Annotated in this window: 22 protein-coding genes; 13 read left to right on the top strand and 9 right to left on the bottom strand. The window is 54.8% G+C overall.

Features of this window, described 5'->3' with window-relative positions; genetic code table 11:
* Positions 1–30 precede the first annotated feature (30 nt).
* The 3 genes from ABXG94_RS11650 to ABXG94_RS11640 form a co-directional block, all read right to left on the bottom strand.
* Positions 31–501 carry a GFA family protein gene (locus tag ABXG94_RS11650; protein WP_353534353.1) on the bottom strand — a complete coding sequence of 157 codons (471 nt, stop codon included), beginning with the start codon at positions 499–501 and terminating at the stop codon, positions 31–33.
* Positions 502–508: 7 nt separating this feature from the next.
* On the bottom strand, positions 509–802 hold the full coding sequence (locus ABXG94_RS11645; RefSeq protein WP_353534351.1) for a putative quinol monooxygenase: 294 nt from the start codon (positions 800–802) through the stop codon (positions 509–511).
* Between the two features lie 156 nt (positions 803–958).
* Complete coding sequence (locus ABXG94_RS11640) at positions 959–1,855, bottom strand: DMT family transporter (protein ID WP_353534350.1); 897 nt, start codon at positions 1,853–1,855, stop codon at positions 959–961.
* A gap of 122 nt (positions 1,856–1,977) precedes the next feature.
* Here ABXG94_RS11640 and ABXG94_RS11635 point away from each other — a divergent pair, with 122 nt between their 5' ends.
* Complete coding sequence (locus tag ABXG94_RS11635; RefSeq protein WP_353534349.1) at positions 1,978–2,340, top strand: ArsR/SmtB family transcription factor; 363 nt, start codon at positions 1,978–1,980, stop codon at positions 2,338–2,340.
* A gap of 10 nt (positions 2,341–2,350) precedes the next feature.
* On the opposite strand, the gene ABXG94_RS11630 is transcribed toward ABXG94_RS11635, so the two are convergent.
* On the bottom strand, positions 2,351–3,253 hold the full coding sequence (locus tag ABXG94_RS11630) for a LysR family transcriptional regulator (protein ID WP_353534348.1): 903 nt from the start codon (positions 3,251–3,253) through the stop codon (positions 2,351–2,353).
* Between the two features lie 103 nt (positions 3,254–3,356).
* Here ABXG94_RS11630 and ABXG94_RS11625 point away from each other — a divergent pair, with 103 nt between their 5' ends.
* Together ABXG94_RS11625 and ABXG94_RS11620 are read left to right on the top strand one after the other, a co-directional pair.
* On the top strand, positions 3,357–3,899 hold the full coding sequence (locus tag ABXG94_RS11625) for an FMN-dependent NADH-azoreductase (protein ID WP_353534346.1): 543 nt from the start codon (positions 3,357–3,359) through the stop codon (positions 3,897–3,899).
* A 108-nt stretch (positions 3,900–4,007) separates the two neighbouring features.
* Positions 4,008–4,496, top strand: coding sequence for a hypothetical protein (locus tag ABXG94_RS11620; protein WP_353534345.1), 489 nt, complete (start codon positions 4,008–4,010; stop codon positions 4,494–4,496).
* Between the two features lie 48 nt (positions 4,497–4,544).
* Here ABXG94_RS11620 and ABXG94_RS11615 read toward each other — a convergent pair whose 3' ends face one another.
* The gene (locus tag ABXG94_RS11615) at positions 4,545–6,596 is read right to left on the bottom strand and encodes an ATP-binding protein (RefSeq protein WP_353534343.1); all 2,052 of its coding nucleotides are present in this window, start codon (positions 6,594–6,596) and stop codon (positions 4,545–4,547) included.
* 398 nt (positions 6,597–6,994) lie between these two features.
* On the opposite strand from ABXG94_RS11615, the gene ffh reads away from it, so the two are divergent.
* From ffh to bluB, 5 genes are read left to right on the top strand one after another with little or no spacing between them, the layout of a single operon-like run.
* Positions 6,995–8,518 carry a signal recognition particle protein gene (ffh, locus tag ABXG94_RS11610; RefSeq protein WP_353534342.1) on the top strand — a complete coding sequence of 508 codons (1,524 nt, stop codon included), beginning with the start codon at positions 6,995–6,997 and terminating at the stop codon, positions 8,516–8,518.
* Positions 8,519–9,043: a GNAT family N-acetyltransferase gene (locus ABXG94_RS11605; protein WP_353534340.1), complete on the top strand. Its 525-nt coding sequence runs from the start codon at positions 8,519–8,521 to the stop codon at positions 9,041–9,043. It abuts the gene before it with no gap.
* On the top strand, positions 9,040–9,336 hold the full coding sequence (locus tag ABXG94_RS11600) for a chorismate mutase (protein ID WP_353534339.1): 297 nt from the start codon (positions 9,040–9,042) through the stop codon (positions 9,334–9,336). Before ABXG94_RS11605 ends, ABXG94_RS11600 begins: the two co-directional genes overlap by 4 nt.
* A gap of 43 nt (positions 9,337–9,379) precedes the next feature.
* Positions 9,380–9,736, top strand: a complete 357-nt coding sequence (gene rpsP, locus ABXG94_RS11595) for a 30S ribosomal protein S16 (protein ID WP_353534337.1) — start codon at positions 9,380–9,382, stop codon at positions 9,734–9,736.
* A gap of 17 nt (positions 9,737–9,753) precedes the next feature.
* Positions 9,754–10,383: a 5,6-dimethylbenzimidazole synthase gene (bluB, locus tag ABXG94_RS11590; RefSeq protein WP_353534335.1), complete on the top strand. Its 630-nt coding sequence runs from the start codon at positions 9,754–9,756 to the stop codon at positions 10,381–10,383.
* Between the two features lie 42 nt (positions 10,384–10,425).
* Here bluB and ABXG94_RS11585 read toward each other — a convergent pair whose 3' ends face one another.
* Complete coding sequence (locus ABXG94_RS11585) at positions 10,426–10,974, bottom strand: YaeQ family protein (protein ID WP_353534334.1); 549 nt, start codon at positions 10,972–10,974, stop codon at positions 10,426–10,428.
* Positions 10,975–11,127: 153 nt separating this feature from the next.
* Here ABXG94_RS11585 and rimM point away from each other — a divergent pair, with 153 nt between their 5' ends.
* Both rimM and trmD read left to right on the top strand, forming a co-directional pair.
* Positions 11,128–11,640, top strand: a complete 513-nt coding sequence (rimM, locus tag ABXG94_RS11580; protein ID WP_353534333.1) for a ribosome maturation factor RimM — start codon at positions 11,128–11,130, stop codon at positions 11,638–11,640.
* A gap of 6 nt (positions 11,641–11,646) precedes the next feature.
* Positions 11,647–12,450, top strand: a complete 804-nt coding sequence (gene trmD / locus ABXG94_RS11575) for a tRNA (guanosine(37)-N1)-methyltransferase TrmD (protein WP_353534332.1) — start codon at positions 11,647–11,649, stop codon at positions 12,448–12,450.
* 12 nt (positions 12,451–12,462) lie between these two features.
* Here trmD and ABXG94_RS11570 read toward each other — a convergent pair whose 3' ends face one another.
* A complete protein-coding gene (locus tag ABXG94_RS11570) occupies positions 12,463–12,849 on the bottom strand; it encodes a hypothetical protein (protein WP_353534330.1) in 387 nt (128 codons plus the stop codon).
* A gap of 74 nt (positions 12,850–12,923) precedes the next feature.
* The gene (locus ABXG94_RS11565) at positions 12,924–13,322 is read right to left on the bottom strand and encodes a MarR family winged helix-turn-helix transcriptional regulator (RefSeq protein ID WP_353534329.1); all 399 of its coding nucleotides are present in this window, start codon (positions 13,320–13,322) and stop codon (positions 12,924–12,926) included.
* A gap of 184 nt (positions 13,323–13,506) precedes the next feature.
* On the opposite strand from ABXG94_RS11565, the gene ABXG94_RS11560 reads away from it, so the two are divergent.
* From ABXG94_RS11560 to rpmE, 3 genes are all read left to right on the top strand, one after another.
* The gene (locus ABXG94_RS11560; protein ID WP_353534327.1) at positions 13,507–14,469 is read left to right on the top strand and encodes an exopolyphosphatase; all 963 of its coding nucleotides are present in this window, start codon (positions 13,507–13,509) and stop codon (positions 14,467–14,469) included.
* Positions 14,470–14,914: 445 nt separating this feature from the next.
* Positions 14,915–15,286 carry a 50S ribosomal protein L19 gene (gene rplS / locus ABXG94_RS11555; RefSeq protein WP_353534325.1) on the top strand — a complete coding sequence of 124 codons (372 nt, stop codon included), beginning with the start codon at positions 14,915–14,917 and terminating at the stop codon, positions 15,284–15,286.
* 11 nt (positions 15,287–15,297) lie between these two features.
* Positions 15,298–15,519 (top strand): 50S ribosomal protein L31, encoded by a 222-nt coding sequence (gene rpmE / locus ABXG94_RS11550; RefSeq protein WP_353534324.1) that lies wholly within the window; start codon positions 15,298–15,300, stop codon positions 15,517–15,519.
* Between the two features lie 52 nt (positions 15,520–15,571).
* Here rpmE and ABXG94_RS11545 read toward each other — a convergent pair whose 3' ends face one another.
* Positions 15,572–16,744 (bottom strand): benzoate/H(+) symporter BenE family transporter, encoded by a 1,173-nt coding sequence (locus ABXG94_RS11545; protein ID WP_353534322.1) that lies wholly within the window; start codon positions 16,742–16,744, stop codon positions 15,572–15,574.
* Positions 16,745–16,757 lie beyond the last annotated feature (13 nt).

The raw sequence follows: 16,757 nt of genomic DNA, 5'->3' as shown, positions 1-16,757 counted from the left end.
ATAACTAACACAGCCACTCGCACGCACCGCTCAATCGCCAAACAGTCTGCGCCAGCGCTTGAAGGAAGGCTCGGGCCAGACCTCTTCAATCTCGTAAAACGCCTCAAAGCTTGGGATCGCAGTGTTCAGGGGCACCCAGGGCTGTTTGCTAGAGACAAAGATCTGCACATCCGGCGGACAGCTTGCGGGATCATCCAATGTGCCAACGCGCACATATTTCAACTTGCCTTGCCTTATCAGATAGCTGCTGAAAACGGCCGTACTGCAACTTGCACATCGCGTTATGACCTGCCCCTTGCCGCTAGACGTCGCAAGCGTGCTCTCGGTTGTTGCGCCATCAAGATTTACACGGTCGGCTTCGATGATTGCATTTAGCACATAGGCTGATCCGGTTTGTCGTTGGCATTCCCTACAATGGCAGCAATGCACAAACATCGGAGGTGTTGTCATTTGATAGGTCACTTTCCCGCAACCACAGCGTCCAGAAAGTTCTGCTTTCATCGCCCCATCACTCCACAAGTTCATAATGCTTAATTGATCTTGTCGCGACCAACTCAGCTTCGACCGGGTCAATATGAGGGCTCTGATAGTCTTCGCCAACAAAGGCCTTCAAGGACTTAAGGTCTTTCCAAACCATCACGAAACTGAACTCATTGGGACTATCAGCCCGCGGCGCGCCGGGCAGGACCTGAACGATTCCCGCAGTCCCTCGCATCAAGGGAATCGCAACCTCGTGAAAAAAGGTGCTAAACTCCTCTGCTTTGCCTTCTTTTGTCGTGACCTGAAAAATCCGCATGATCATTCGCTATCCTTCCCTAGAGTTGGATTTCTGCCTGCGTGATCACCTCAATTACCCATTAAAACACAAGATGCCACGGATGTCGCCACCATCTGTAACCAAGGCTATTGCCGTTAACAAAGCCAACGTCATAGACCCACAAACGCCCCCTAAGCCGCCTTAGCCACCCACGCGCGTCGGCTTAAGTTTGCGAACGAACCGCCCATCAACAAACAACATGCCGACAAAAATCACGCCCATGCCGATAAATTGAATTCCCTCTAGTGTCTCGTTCAACACATAAACCCCAAGCAAAACCGACGACACCGGTGCGATGAAGGTGATTGTCGATGCGGTGGTGCCGCCCACCCGCGGGATCAGCCAGAACAACAGAATAAAAGCGGCAGACGTCAGAACAAAGCCGATGACAAACAGCGACACCCAGGTTTCTGCTTGCGTGATCACCGGCACGCCTTCAACCCAAATCGCCAGGGGCACCAACACCAATGTGCTCAGCGTCAACGACCAGGCGGTCAGCACAACCCGGTTCACCCCATCCATTTTGCGCACCAAATTCAGCGCAAACGCGTAGCACAGCGGCGCAGCCATCGTCGCCATCAGCGCCAGCGGGTCGCTCTCGCCCTGCCCAGCAAACGACGGCAGCGCCAAAAGCACGATGCCCGCGAACCCACAGACAACGCCGACGCTCTTCAGCACGGTCATCTTTTCGCCCTCAGGCCAGAAATGACTGACGATCACCACCATCAGCGGCGTCATGGCATTCACGATACCGGCAGCGGACGAGGTGATATATTGCTGCGTCACCGGATAAACCGACAGCGGAATCGCGTATTGAAACGCCCCAAAAACCGCCAAGATCACCAGACTGCGCAGCGGCACCCGCCAGGATGTGCGGCTGAACATCAGCCAAATCCAGCAACCGATGGCCCCCGTGCCCACGCGCCCCATGCCAACCGACAATGGGCCAAGCTCGCGCAACAGGATCTCGTTGAAAAAGAACGACGCTCCCCAGCCCGCGGCCAGCAATAAGATCAACGCCCAATAACGCAGCGGCATAGGTCACCCTTTACATTAGAAACACCCTTGATCTATGACCCTCCCCAAGATCTGTCGACCCGAAAACTGCGCATCTGTGAATGGGGTTCCCCCGCATCGCACCGATCGATAGGATGGCTTTGATGAGTGATCTGGACACAAAATTTGCGGCGCTGGCTGATGCCACGCGACGCGAAATCCTAGCAATGCTGCTCGAAGACGACATGGCCGTCACCGATGTGGCAGAGCCATTTGAAATGTCGCTGGCAGCGATTTCAAAGCACCTGGGTATTTTGACCCGCGCCGGCCTGATCAGCCAGGAAAAACGCGGACGTGTGAAATGGTGCAAACTCGAACCGGACGCGCTGCGCGATGCCACTGTCTGGATGCAGGGCTTCGGCCAGTTTGAACCAGTAAATCTGGACGCCTTTGAAAAGTTCTTGGAAATTGAATTGGCTGATCCACCTGCCCCGTCGCCCCCAGTCTCGACAGCGCCCAAAGCCTAACCCGGTCTTCTTAGGTTGCCCGCTCTTGCGCTGTCAGAAACGGCCAATCGCTCACACGCTCCTTTAAAAACGACAAAAACGTCTGCACTTTTACGGTGCGGTGCAGATCCACATGGGTGACCAACCACAGCGGACCGTGCCATTCCTCCAACGCAGGCCAGACTTCCACGAGATCCTCATTGCCATGTGCGACTTGCCGCGACAGAAAACCGATGCCGGCACCTGCTTTCACAGCCAATTCCGTTGACTTAAAATCCGTGCTGCGAAAGGTCACGCGATCGCGACTGACCACGGTGTTCAGCCATTTGTGAAACGGAGCACGCGATTTTTCATTGTCAGCACCAACAAAGAAATGGTTGTTAAAATCATCCAATTCCTTGGGTGTACCGTGTTTTTCGATATAGCTGCGTGACGCATACAGGCCCGTTTCCATGGTTGTCAGCCGCTGCACAACATTATCGGGCTCCTGCGGTACGGCTCCTGCCCGCAAGGCAATATGCGCCTCGCCATATTCAAGCCGAAACACCCGGTCGTCCGTCAAATAGCGGATCAGCAGCCCTGGATGCAGGGCCTGAAACTCGGCAAGCACTGGTGTCATAAGCGAGGACATGGCCGCCAATGAAGTCACCACCAGTTCGCCAGAGACATCCGATCCGCGTCCCTTTATGCGTCCTTCAAGCTGACCAAATTGATCATCCGTGGCCTGCCCAACCCGCATCATGTCTTCGCCAGCTTCCGTTGGGGTGTACCCGCGCGCATGGCGCTGAAACAGCTTTACGCCCAGACGCTGCTCGAGACTGTCGATGTGGCGAATAACCGTCGCGTGATGCACCCCCAGAATGTCCGCCGCACCGCTGACCGTTCCCATACGCGCGACTTGATACGCTGTGCGGATTTCATCCCAATTATCCATAAAACACCTGTGCAAAAAGTAACAATACTAGTGCATTTACACAGATTGTGTTTAATTTTGCAATGGATAAATCTTTGGAAAGCCAACCCAAAGGACACACCAAATGACCCATTCTGTTTTACATATCGATTCCTCGGCCCGCTACATCGATTCCATCTCACGTCGCCTGTCTGCAGGCATTGCAACCTCACTTCAGGCCGACACAGTTGTGCGGCGCGACCTGTCTGAAGGCCTGCCGTTTCTGAACGAAACCTGGGTCAGCGCGACCTTCACGCCAAAAGACGACCGCAGCGAGGCCCAAGCAGAGGCGCTCAAAACCTCCGATATCTTGGTACAGGAACTGCAAAATGCCGATACAATTGTGATTGGACTGCCGCTTTATAACTTTGGCGTGCCCGCGAGCCTGAAGGCCTGGATCGACCTGATTGCCCGCGCAGGTGTGACCTTCCAATACACAGATACTGGTCCCAAGGGCCTGTTGAGCGGTAAAAAGGCGATCATCACCATCGCCAGCGGTGGCGTAGACATTGGCAGCCCGATGGACTTTGCCTCACCATACTTGCGTCAAGTGCTTGGATTTTTAGGCATTAGCGATGTGACAATTCTGTCCAGCAGCCAAGCCGAAGACTTTGCAAAGGCCGCTTAAGCGCATTGCTAAAATCTTAATCGAAAAACCCGCCCGAACTGGCGGGTTTTTTGTTGAGCAATACCGCCAAGCAGCCTATGCATCATTCAGAAACTCATTTTGATAAGTATGCGCATTACCGAAGATTCCCATACAAGGCTCATCCTAGAACACCGCCCCGTCGCACTGACGGGTTTTTTGCTGTGTTTTATGTTGATCTGTCTGGCGCTGACGGCGCGTTGGTTGCCAAATCACTCTGCGGGATCCATCTGGTTCTGGGCGGGCTTGCTCTGTCTTTGCTGCACCTTGGTCAGTGCCTTCAAAATTTACCGCACCGCAGAGCGCGTCAAAGTTTCGTTTCGTCGCCAGACCGGCATGATCACCATCATTCATAAAACGCTCTTTGGCCTGGATATCAATCGTTACGCTTTGGCAGATCTCGAAGATATCGAGTTTGTGGAACAGGGCAAATCACACACGGGGCGGCGCAAGTTTTGCTGCCTGGCCCTCAAGCTGAAATCGCAAGCCAGTCTTGTGCCACTGCATCCACGATGCATGCCCGATCTGGACCCAAGCACCACCGCCCAGCGGATCCGCAACTGGGTTCCCATAAAATAGCGCCCTCTCAGAGTGCCTCAAGTCCCTGCACCGCGACTGCAATGTGCTCTATGCCACCATTTCCGCCGCCTGCGCCGCCGGTGTCGCCAAAGGCACCGTAAAGCTAAACGTGCTTCCAACCCCGACTTTACTGGTCACACTGATTTCGCCCCCCTGCATCTCTACAATACGCTTGGAAATCGCCATGCCCAGTCCTGTGCCACCAGCCTTGCGGCGCGAGCTGGAATCCAGCTGTGTGAACTTGTCAAACACCTCGTGCAACCGATCTTTGGGAATACCACTTCCGGTGTCGGTGATGTCAAAGCGCAGAAACCCACCTACCACCTCGGTTGTCACCCGTACGGTGCCGCTGTCGGTGAACTTGATGGCGTTGCCCAGAATATTGATCAAAACCTGACGCATGCGCGTGATATCCGCCCGGATCAACTGGGGCACAACATCTTGCTCCAGCGTCAGCGACTTCTCCGCCGCCTTCAGGGCAAATTCTTCCAGCAACTCATCGACAATGACGTCTGCACGGATGTCATCAAAATCTACATCCATGCGCCCTGCTTCGATCTTGGAAAAATCCAGCACATCATTGATCAGGGTCAAAAGGTGCTTGGCAGACCGCTCCACCTTACCGGCCAAGGTCTTAAGCGACCCCAGCATCGCGTCCACATCTTGCTTTACATCCGCCACCTCTTCGCCACGCGCCTCTAAGGTGGCAAACAGTTTGCTTGACGCTGGCAACAATTCCGGGCGGCACAAAAACGGTGTCCCCCCAAGCACAACCGTCAACGGCGTGCGCAACTCATGGCTCATGACATCGAGAAATTCAGACTTCGCCAAATTTGCCCGTTCAGCGACTTCTTTGGCATTCTTCAGTTCAGTGATATCCACCCGAAAGCCAACCGTCCCGCCATCCGGCGTGCGGCTTTCCGCGATCTTCAACCACCGCCCGTCATCCAGCTGTTGCTCCACAGCCGCATCAGCCGCACGATGCGCCGCCAACCGCTCACTCAGAAACGCCGCCTCGCGCCCCTTGGCCTCGGGATATTGGCCGCGCTTAATGCCCTCGTGGATGATGTCGGCAAACTTGTTGCCTGGCACAAACAGATCCGCAGACACGCTATAAAGCTCTTTGTATTTATCATTGCAGGTGATCAGGCGATCGTCCGCATCATACAGCGCAAAACCATCATCAATGCTGTTGATCGCGTTGGTCAGCTGCGCCACTGCCTTCATGCGCAGTTGCACCAAGCGCAAACCAACCCAGATCAACAAAGTCACGACCAGGGCACTCAGCAAAAAAGACACCCGTATCGTCCACATCAATTGCATTGGCCCTTGCCAACCCTCTTGCGGCACTGCCGCCGCCCACCACGATCCTTCGGGTAAATTGACCCGCGCCGTCACCGGCCTTTGGCCAAAAATCCGCGATTCCCCAAAGATCAATTCGCCCGTTGATCCCAGTGAATCCTTGCCGCGCAACGCAAAAGCAAAGGGCAAATCCGGAATGCCCAGCTGCGCAAACATCTGTTCATAATCGATCACCAGCGAAATGATGCCCCAAAACTGGGTTTCCCGCGTGACCGGGTGAATCGCATAAACCGCCTTGCGTGCAATCAGGCCAACCCCGCCCTGCACCAAATCTACCGGGCCCGCGACCACGACATCAGGCGCATTTATCGCATGTTTGACCGCCGCATATTGCGCAGGCACCTCTCTGTAGTTCAGCCCAACAGCCGCTTCATTACCCTTAAGCGGGTACATATATTTGATAACCAGATTGGGGGCCGCAGCGACATTCTTGACTTCTGGTCGATCCGCGAAGATCTGCTTGACCAATTGCTCAAAGCGCTCTTGAGGAATGTTAGGCTCTACCGCGATCACTGCGGCGACAGCCCTGATCAAATCCGTATTGCGCGAAATCGCGCCCTCTAGGTTTGCAACAACCTCTTCAAGTTCACTCTGAACCGTCGCGCGTCCTTGCATATGTTCTTCGGCCAAGCGTTGCTTTTCAAAGAAAAACCAACCGATGCTGCCAATCAAAAACACAAACACCGCAGAAAATAAGTATGAAAGCATCCAAAGATAATTGGTGCGATTACCCTGCATGCAAATTGCCCTACCCTTAGAAACTTGCCAAAATCTGGCTAACTTATTCACAAAATCAAACGTCTAGCTTATCCCCTTTTACGACAATCACAATGATACTTGTCAACCTTTAGGTGTGCGAGTCTCAAAAATGTGTCGCGTTGTGTGCCAACACGTCTAGTGCCACGGCGCGCCAGCCCTGCGAAAGCCACTGCGCTGCTTGACTCATCGCGCCAACAAAGGTATCCGCCACCCAATTCCGGGAGTCCCATAAGCTTCCGGTCCCTTAGCCTATGTGCTGGGATCGCCCCCCGTCAGCGAGTTTCGCCCACGGGGGCCTTCTTGTATTCGGGCTAGCGATTGAGCGGATCGTGCTTATCTACGATCCACATGGAAACAGGCTAAAGGAGCCGAAAGCGATGTTTGAAAATCTAAGCGAACGCCTTTCCGGTGTCTTTGATCGCCTGACCAAACAAGGCGCATTGTCCGAAGACGACGTGAAAACCGCCCTGCGCGAGGTGCGCGTTGCCCTGCTAGAGGCTGATGTTTCCCTGCCGGTGGCACGTGACTTCGTCAAAGCCGTTCAAGACAAAGCCACAGGCCAATCGGTCACCAAATCGGTCACCCCCGGCCAACAGGTTGTCAAAATTGTCCATGACGAGCTGCAACATGTTTTGGCGGGCGATGATGACGAACGCGGCGCGCTGAAAATCGACAACGCGCCTGCGCCGATTCTGATGGTCGGCCTGCAAGGCTCTGGTAAAACCACAACCACCGGTAAACTTGCCAAACGCCTGAAAGAAAAAGACGGCAAACGCGTTCTGCTGGCCTCGCTCGACATCTACCGCCCAGCCGCGATGCAACAGCTGGAAATCCTCGGCAAACAAATCGGCGTTGATACCCTGCCCATCGTGGCCGGCGAATCCGCGGTGCAAATTGCCAAACGCGCCAAGCAACAGGCCACGCTCGGCGGCTATGACGTCTATATGCTTGATACTGCAGGCCGGCTGCAGATCGACACGACCTTGATGCAAGAGGTCGAAGACGTCCGCGACGCGGTTAACCCGCGCGAAACCCTGCTGGTGGTCGACGGTCTGACCGGTCAGGTCGCTGTGGAAGTCGCCGAAGAATTTGACGGTAAAATCGGCATCTCTGGCGTGGTCCTGACACGTATGGACGGCGATGGTCGCGGCGGTGCAGCGCTCTCGATGCGCGCGGTCACTGGCAAGCCCATTAAATTCGTCGGCCTCGGCGAAAAGATGGACGCGCTCGAAACATTCGAGCCTGACCGCATCGCGGGCCGCATTCTGGGCATGGGCGACATCGTCGCTCTGGTCGAAAAAGCCCAGGAAACCATCGAGGCTGAACAAGCCGAACGCATGATGAAGCGCTTCCAAAAAGGCCGCTTCAACATGAACGACCTGAAAATGCAGCTTGAGCAAATGATCAAGATGGGCGGCATGGAAGGCGTGATGGGCATGATGCCCGGCATGGCCAAGATGAAAAACCAAGTCAAAGACGCGGGTATGGACGACAAAGTCCTGAAACAGCAAATCGCGCTGATCCAGTCGATGACCAAAAAAGAACGCGCCAACCCTCAGATCCTGCAAGCCAGCCGTAAAAAACGCATCGCCAAAGGCGCGGGCATGCAAGTGTCTGACCTCAACAAGCTTCTGAAAATGCAGCGCCAAATGGCGGACATGATGAAGAAGATGGGCAAAATGGGCAAAGGCGGCATGCTGAAACAAGCTATGAAAGGCATGTTCGGCGGCAAAGGCGATATGCCCGCAGGCATGGACCCGTCCCAAATGGACCCAAAAGCGCTTGAAGCAGCAGCCAAGCAACTTGGCGGCAAAGGCATGGGTGGCCTTGGCGGCTTAGGCGGCCTTGGCGGCGGCGCAGGCCTGCCCCCCGGTCTATCCGGTTTTGGGAAAAAGAAGTAAGTGACCGCCACCGCCACCATAACCACGGATCGTCTGATCCTGCGCAAGCCAGCGGCGCGCGACCTCGATACCGTGGTTGCGTTCTTTCTGTCTGATCGCGCGGCCCATGTTGGCGGCCCATACACATTGGGCAAAGCCTGGCGGCAATTCGCGGCAGAAGTCGGCCATTGGGATCTGCTTGGTTATGGCATGTGGGCCGTGACCACCAAGGAAAGCGATCAAATTATTGGCCTGATTGGCCCGTGGTGCCCGGCGGATTGGCCCGAAACCGAAATCGGCTGGCTGATGTTTGCCGGATCCGAAGGTAGGGGTTTTGCCTTTGAGGCCGCCCAGGCTGCCCTGCGCCATGCCTTTCAGGATCTCGACTGGGAAACTGCTGTCAGCTATATCGCGGCGGACAACACACGATCCATCGCTTTGGCAGAACGCCTTGGCGCCACGCTTGACCCCTCCGCGCCCCAGCCCAAGCCTGATCAACCCTGCTTGATCTACCGCCACCCAAATCCATCAGAGGTCTCGCTATGACTGACGCCGTCTCCCGCGCAGCCGAGCTGCTGAAAGAACACCGCGAAAGCATCGACCGTCTTGATGCCATCCTCGTCTATACTTTGGGCGAGCGTTTCAAACACACCCAAGCGGTTGGCCAACTCAAAGCTGAACACGATTTACCACCGTCCGATCCCTCGCGCGAAGCCGCACAGATCGCACGTCTCGAAGATCTGGCAAACCGGGCCCACCTGGACCCCGATTTTGCCAAGGCTTTCCTGAATTTCATCATTCAAGAAGTCATCCGTCATCACAAGAAACACCAGGAATAACAGAGCCACGGCTCTGCTCACGCCATTATAGGAGATACACACCATGGCTATGAAAATTCGTCTCGCCCGCGGCGGTTCAAAAAAGCGTCCTTTCTATCGCATCGTTGCTGCAGACAGCCGCATGCCACGCGATGGTCGCTTTATCGAAAAACTGGGCACATATAACCCATTGCTGGCAAAAGACAGCGAAGAGCGCGTGCAAATGGACGTTGAACGCGTTCAGTACTGGATCAGCCAAGGCGCACAGGTCACTGACCGTGTATCCCGCTTCCTAGAAGCAGCTGGCGTTGTAGAGAAAAAAGAGCGCAGCAACCCTAAGAAAGCGGTTCCAGGCAAAAAAGCTCAGGAACGTGCCGAAGAAAAAGCTGCAAAAGCAGCCGAAACTGAAGCCGCAGAATAAGACGGCGCGTTTCTGGAATGCAGTCTTTCAAACAAGACTTCCAGGACGAGCTTGCAAGGTTAATGCGGTGGCGGCGCGATGTGCGACGCTTCCGCAGCGATCCTGTGGACGAGGCGCTCTTGCAAGAGTGCCTCGACGCTTTCCTCCTTGCCCCTTCCGTGGGCCTCTCGGAACCCTGGCGGGTCATCCGCGTGGAAAGCGACGCTGCGCGTGACGCGGCCTATCAGAACTTCAAATCTGCCAATGCCCAGGCTCTTGATGGCTATGCGGGCGACAAAGCCCAAATGTATGCGGGCCTGAAACTCTCAGGCATGGCCGAAAGCCCGGTGCAACTGGCGATCTATTGCGACGATGACACCACCAAAGGGGCCGGTCTGGGCGCAGGCACCATGCCTGAAATGCGCCGCTATTCGGTGGTTGGGGCCATCAGCCTGTTTTGGTTAACCGCCCGCGCCAAGGGGCTGGGTGTCGGCTGGGTCTCGATCCTTGATCCGGTGCAGCTCAACAAAGACCTCAACACCCCCGACGGCTGGTCCCTCGTGGCCTACCTCTGCGTTGGCTACCCCGAAACTGTCTCTAAAACTCCCGAACTGGAAAAAGTCGGCTGGGAAGACCGCCGCCCACATTTGCCGGTCCAAAAGCGCTGACCGACCTCTGTATATTCTTCCAACTACAGAAATTTACACGTTTCAGCGCCCGACAGATTTCCACTCAGCCGGCGTGACATACACCATGCTGTCACCGACGCTGAGCATCACATCACCGTCTTGAATATTGACCTGCACCTTCATGGCCCGACTGGCCAGCGCACCCAATGCACTGGTTTCCGACGCCGCAAGATTAACAACCTGCAAATTGTCAAACCGACTTGCGCGGTTTTTCAACTTCTCCCACCACATCTCCGCTGTCCGGCCACCATAGCTGTAAACAATGACTTTTTGGGCCTTGGCACAGGACTGCCGCACAACCTTTTCACTCGGCAGCCCCAAAGCCAACCAAAGCTCCAGCTCGCCGCTCAAGCTTTTCTGCCAAATATCCGGTTCATCATCGGTGGAAAGCCCCTTGGTCAGCTCCAATTGCGCGTGGGCATTCAAAGCAAAAGCCAGTATGCGCACCATCAAACGTTCATCGGTTTCCGATGGATGTTTAGCAACCGTCAATTTATGCGTTTCATAATAGTGACGATCCATATCGGATACAGACAGCTCGACTTTATAGATGGTGGATTTTTGCGCCATGGTTTTTCCCAGATACAGCCAAGTCAGGACTGCCTAATGCGTCTGATGCCATTGTGAAAGCACATATCGACCGCACACCCCACGTTACAGACAGCGAATTGCCTTCCGCCACACAAATCGCTATCACGCCCTTGACCAATAAGGGGCGTTAAGATGGCTGAAACAAATGACATGATCTGCGTTGGCACGATCGCCGGAGCCTTTGGCGTTCAGGGTGAAGTGCGGGTCAAAAGCTTTACCGCCGAGGCCAAGGCCATTGCCGACTATGCCCCTCTGACCACCGAAGATGGCAGCCGCAGTTTTGACATTGTCGTCAACCGCACCATTAGCAACGGTCTGGCTGTACGCCTGTCTGGCGTGGTCAACAAGGAAGAGGCCGACGCGTTAAAAGGCGTGAAACTCTTTGCCCCGCGCGACCGCCTGCCAGACCTGCCCGAGGATGAATATTATTACGCCGACCTCATCGGTCTCGAAGTGCGCGACACTGGCGGCGCGGTAATCGGCACCGTCAAATCTGTGCAAAACAACGGTGCCGAAGACATGCTCGAAGTCCACGGGCCCACGCTCAAAGACAGCGTGCTCATTCCCTTCAGCCGCAGCGTTGTGCCAACAGTTGACCTGGCCACGGGTCGCATCATCGCCGACCCGCCCGAAGGACTTCTCTGATCCCTAATGTCTGAATCCAAAAACAAATCCCACGGCCGCAAGTCGATCTCGGTGTCTCTAAAGCCGCGCGAACTGATGGATCACAACCCGCGCCTTGCACGCGCTTGGTCTGCCCATATCATCACGCTGTTCCCCGAAGCCTTCCCCGGCGTGCTGGGCGAAAGCCTGACAGGCAAAGCCCTCAAAGATGGCAAGTGGCAGCTTGAAACCACCGACCTGCGCCGCTTTGGTGTCGGCAAACATCGCAATGTCGATGACACGCCCGCTGGCGGAGGAGCCGGCATGGTGCTGCGCCCGGACGTGCTGGGCAATGCGATCGACCACACGCTAAGCCGCGTGCGGGGCAATTGCCCTTTGGTCTATCTATCTCCTCGGGGCCGACGTTTTGACCAAACCATGGCCCGCGCCTGGGCGGGGTGTGACGGCATCACCTTGCTGTGTGGCCGCTTTGAGGGCGTCGACCAAAGAGTGCTGGACCATTACAATATCCAAGAAGTCAGCCTGGGCGACTTTGTCATGACCGGCGGCGAAATCGCCGCCCAGGCCATGATCGATGCAACCGTACGCCTTTTGCCATCGGTGCTGGGCAATGCAGATAGCATCGAAGACGAAAGCCACAGCAACGGCTTGCTAGAGCACCCTCAATACACTCGGCCAGCTGACTGGCAAGGTCACGCGATCCCAGACATTCTGATGTCAGGCCACCACGGAAAAATCGCCGAGTGGCGTCAGACCATGGCCGAGGAAATCACCAAAGCCCGGCGCCCCGATATGTGGGACGCCATCCAAAAGCGTCGCAAAAAGCCATAAAGAACGACTGACCTAAGCGGCTTTAGATGCAAAGAACTCTTGCTTTTTGGCATAGCCAAGCAGGGCCGGATACCCCAGTGCATTCACCATCAAAATCCCAAGTTTATTGCACAGGGCAAAGGCCAGACCATCCAAAAACCAGCCCAAGGGGTTAGCCGCCGCACCCCAGTACTCTGGCAAATTGGCAAAACCCGCCAGAAACCACTGCCCGGTGAGCGCGTGCAGCGCAAGCCCGATCCAGAATCCTGCGCAATAGGGGCAGCGCCACATCTCATAGAGATCTCGCAAAGGTTTTGGCAACTTGTTGAGCAGGCGGTTAAACCACCCGCCCCAATGAGGTAGATGTTCGTAAAACAACAGATGGGCAGACACGCCCAATATCAGGTTTTCATAGGTCATGGGATCTCCAATTAGTTAGGCTTACTTACATTATAACTTACAAAACGGGCTGTATTCCGCTCTACACTTAGTCTTCAGGGGGCTGACAGGGTGATTTTGCCCAATTTGGCTTGCACGGACGCCGCAACCTTTTCATAGATCTTCTTGCCGCGCCCCATCAAAATCTGCCCCTCGTCGGTCAATATGATGTGCTGGGCGCGGGCATCCATGCGGCACGGAAACCGTTTGACCAGTCCGCGCACTTCCAGCTTGGCAATCATCGTGCTGGCCGAGGCTTTGGTCACCCCCAAAGTCTCGACGATATCCTGTAGGTGCTGACCGTGTTTGTCCTCATAGCGCAAAAGATCCGCTTCGGCCTGCACCGCTGACAGATACTCAAACTCGTTAAAGCTCATGCCTATATCGCGCGCTGCAAGGCTCCACTCTTGATGGGCCAGACGATGGATTTGGTGCATGGTGTCGGACAAAGGCATTTTGATCACTTTAGTTTGATTGCCTAACTAACATAGTAGCAGCTCTAAAAAACGTCAAGCTCCATCGTTAACGCTGTTTCAAACAGGCAACAGCAGGCACCAGATTACCAATTCTTAAGCAGTCTCCTATAGCTGATAGATCAGCAAACCCGCCCTTATGATCATTTAAATTGGAAAGATTGATATGTTTCACAAACAGCCAATTGTGCCAGACCCAGATAAACAATACCGCCTTGTCACCCGCAGCGACATGGACGGGTTGGTTTGTGCTGTGCTTCTGAAAGACTTGGGCATTTGCGAAGATATCAAATTTGTGCACCCAAAGGACATGCAGGATGGGCTTGTGCAAATGGGGTCGTCAGACATTTCAACCAACCTGCCCTATGTGCCCGGCGTTTTCTTGGCATTTGACCATCATGATTCAGAGGTTGAGCGGGTCGAGCAAGATTTGCCAAACCACGTCATTGATGCCAATGCCAAATCTGCTGCCCGCGTTGTCTATGATTATTTTGGTGGCAAGCCGGCCTTCCCCAATGTCTCAGAGGAAATGATGCGCGCGGTGGATAAGGCAGATGCGGCGCAATTTGACCACCAAGACATTCTCAACCCGGCGGGTTGGGATTTGCTGAGCTTCCTGATGGACTCGCGCACAGGTCTGGGGCGTTTTCGCGACTTTCGTATCTCCAACTATGACCTGATGATGCAGCTGATCGATCATTGCCGCGAAAAACAGGACATCTCCGAAATACTGGCCCTGCCCGACGTCAAAGAGCGGGTCGATCTTTACAAAGATCATCAGGGGCAATTTCGCGAACAACTCATCCGCTGCGCCACAGTGCATGGTAATTTGGTGGTGCTGGATCTGCGCGACGAAGAGGTGATTTTTGCGGGCAATCGGTTTGTGCTCTACGCGCTCTTTCCCAAATGCAACATCTCGTTTCATGTCATCTGGGGCAGGGCAAAACAAAACACCGTCTTTGCCGTGGGCAAGTCGATTTTGGACCGCAGCAGCCAGACCGACGTCGGAGAATTGATGCTACAATATGGCGGCGGCGGGCACAGTGCTGCGGGCACCTGTCAGGTCGATAATGCTGATGCGGAAACCGTGCTGCAGGCCCTCATCTCACATGTCACCAACGCGGGCTGACGCGCCTCCGATACTACCTTCACGGCGCGTCGGAGCCTCACTAAATCGCACACTCGAATCGTACGTTTCAAGGCTTGAAACGTACAAATTGTACAAATAACCTGAAATAAAGCCGCCGTTCGGACCCAAAGCAACCGTTTCGCGGCGAAACCTCAGCGGTGTTTAAACGCCCGCTTGCCATGCTCCACCATTTGCCCTACACACCGCCCATCCTGACCGGTAATACCGACTCGGGTGCTTTGCGTATTTAAATCTTATGCCCATAAGGCTTTCTTCGGCCTTAGCCCCATAAGACATAGGGATACGTTAAGCAGACTAAGGAATGTCGACCTGAACTCTGGCGGGCGCCCCCTTATGGGAATTGGCGGACTCGGTTGAAGGCCAAGAGCTCTGAGGACGCGTAAATCTTCGTGGATTAACCACGGGCAAAATAGGAGAAGGTCAGATGAACCTGATCGAACAACTCGAGGCGGAACAAGTCGCCGCGCTGGGTCATGACATCCCAGATTTCAAAGCGGGTGACACCATCCGCGTTGGTTTTAAAGTCACCGAGGGCAGCCGCTCTCGTGTTCAGAACTACGAAGGCGTCTGCATCAGCCGTAAAAACGGCAAGGGCATTGCGGGTTCTTTCACAGTTCGCAAGATTTCCTTCGGCGAAGGTGTAGAGCGCGTATTCCCTCTGCACTCCACAAACATCGACAACATCACTGTTGTACGTCGTGGCCGTGTTCGTCGATCCAAGCTGTACTATCTGCGTACACGTCGCGGTAAATCTGCACGTATCGCCGAAGACGCAAACTATAAGTCTAAAGCGTAAGGAGTGGACTCATGAAAAAAGATACACATCCAGACTACCACTTCATCAACGTCAAAATGACCGATGGAACTATTATTCAAATGAAATCCACATGGGGCAAAGAAGGCGACCAAATGGCGCTGGACATCGACCCATCTGTGCACCCTGCATGGACCGGCGGCACGTCTCGCCTGTTGGACGCAGGTGGCCGTGTTTCCAAGTTCAAAAAGAAATACGAAGGTCTGGGCTTTTAATCCCACCTACCGATATTTTGGAAGCGCCGCCCACAGGGCGGCGTTTTCATTTCTAGGGGTGGGTATTTTGCTTTGGCCTTAAAAGCATCCAAACAAAGCCCCCAAAGACCAAGCCCCAAACTGGCGCAGAGATACCTAAAATTGAAAGCCCAGACAGGGTTGTCAAAAAAGTCACCAACGAGGCCTCACGCGCCGAAGGCTCTGCCAGTGCCGCTGACAGACTCGTCGCGATTGTTGGCAACAAGGCAAGCCCGGCCAGAACCACCACCAAAACCTGCGGTGCCGCCAAAAAAAAGCTGATCACCGCAGTGCCAAAGATCCCAAATGCCAAATACATCAGAGCACTAAACACTGGCGCCCAAAACCGAGCTTTAGGATCCGCCCCGGCTTCTGGCGCGGCACAAATCGCTGCCGTGATCGCAGCCAGATTAAACGCAAATCCGCCAAATGGGGCCAAAACCAAGGTTGCGGCACCGGTGGCGGTCAGCGCCGAAGACACCGGCGGCTGATACCCATTGCCCCGCAACACCGCAACACCCGCCATGTTTTGTGACGACATGGTTACAACATAAAGCGGCAAGCCAACACCGATCAGGGTATGCAGGTCAAATATCGGCATCACAAATTCCGGCCATGCGATGCGGAAGGCATCCATGTCCATCGACGAAAATTCGCCTGCAAATACCATGGAGGAAACCCCAAGGATCAAAACCAGCGGCACCGCCATCCGTGGGGCCAAACGCCTTGCTACAAAGAACACCGCAAACATAGCAGCGACAAAAACCGGTTCTGTCGGCGCGGCCTGAAAGACCCCAAGACCAAATTGAAACAACACTCCGGCCAACATGGCATTTGACAGGCTGTCGGGAATGGCCTGTGTGATGCGCTCAAACAGCCCGCTGATCCCAGTAAGCCACAACAAAAAGCCACACAACATGAATGCTCCAATTGCCTGATCCAGCGGGGTTCCAGGCAAGGCAACCACCAAAACCGCAGCACCGGGTGTTGACCATGCGGTCAGCAACGGCATGCGATGGCGCAGCGAAAGATAGGTGCTTGTTGCGGCACAGCCCAAACCCAGCGCCAGCATCCAACTGCTGGCCTGCCCCGCCGTTGCGCCTGCGGCAAGACTGGCTTGAAAAATAATCGCCGCGCTGCCAGCGTAACCGACGAGCACCGCCACCACGCCAGCGATGACATGTGAAAACCGCAATTGTGCCAACATAAATCTGTACCCA

The sequence above is a fragment of the Cognatishimia sp. WU-CL00825 genome, from assembly GCF_040364665.1.
GTDB lineage: Bacteria > Pseudomonadota > Alphaproteobacteria > Rhodobacterales > Rhodobacteraceae > Cognatishimia.
Note: the sequence above shows the minus strand (reverse complement) of the source record. Positions and strands in the feature narration are given on the sequence as shown.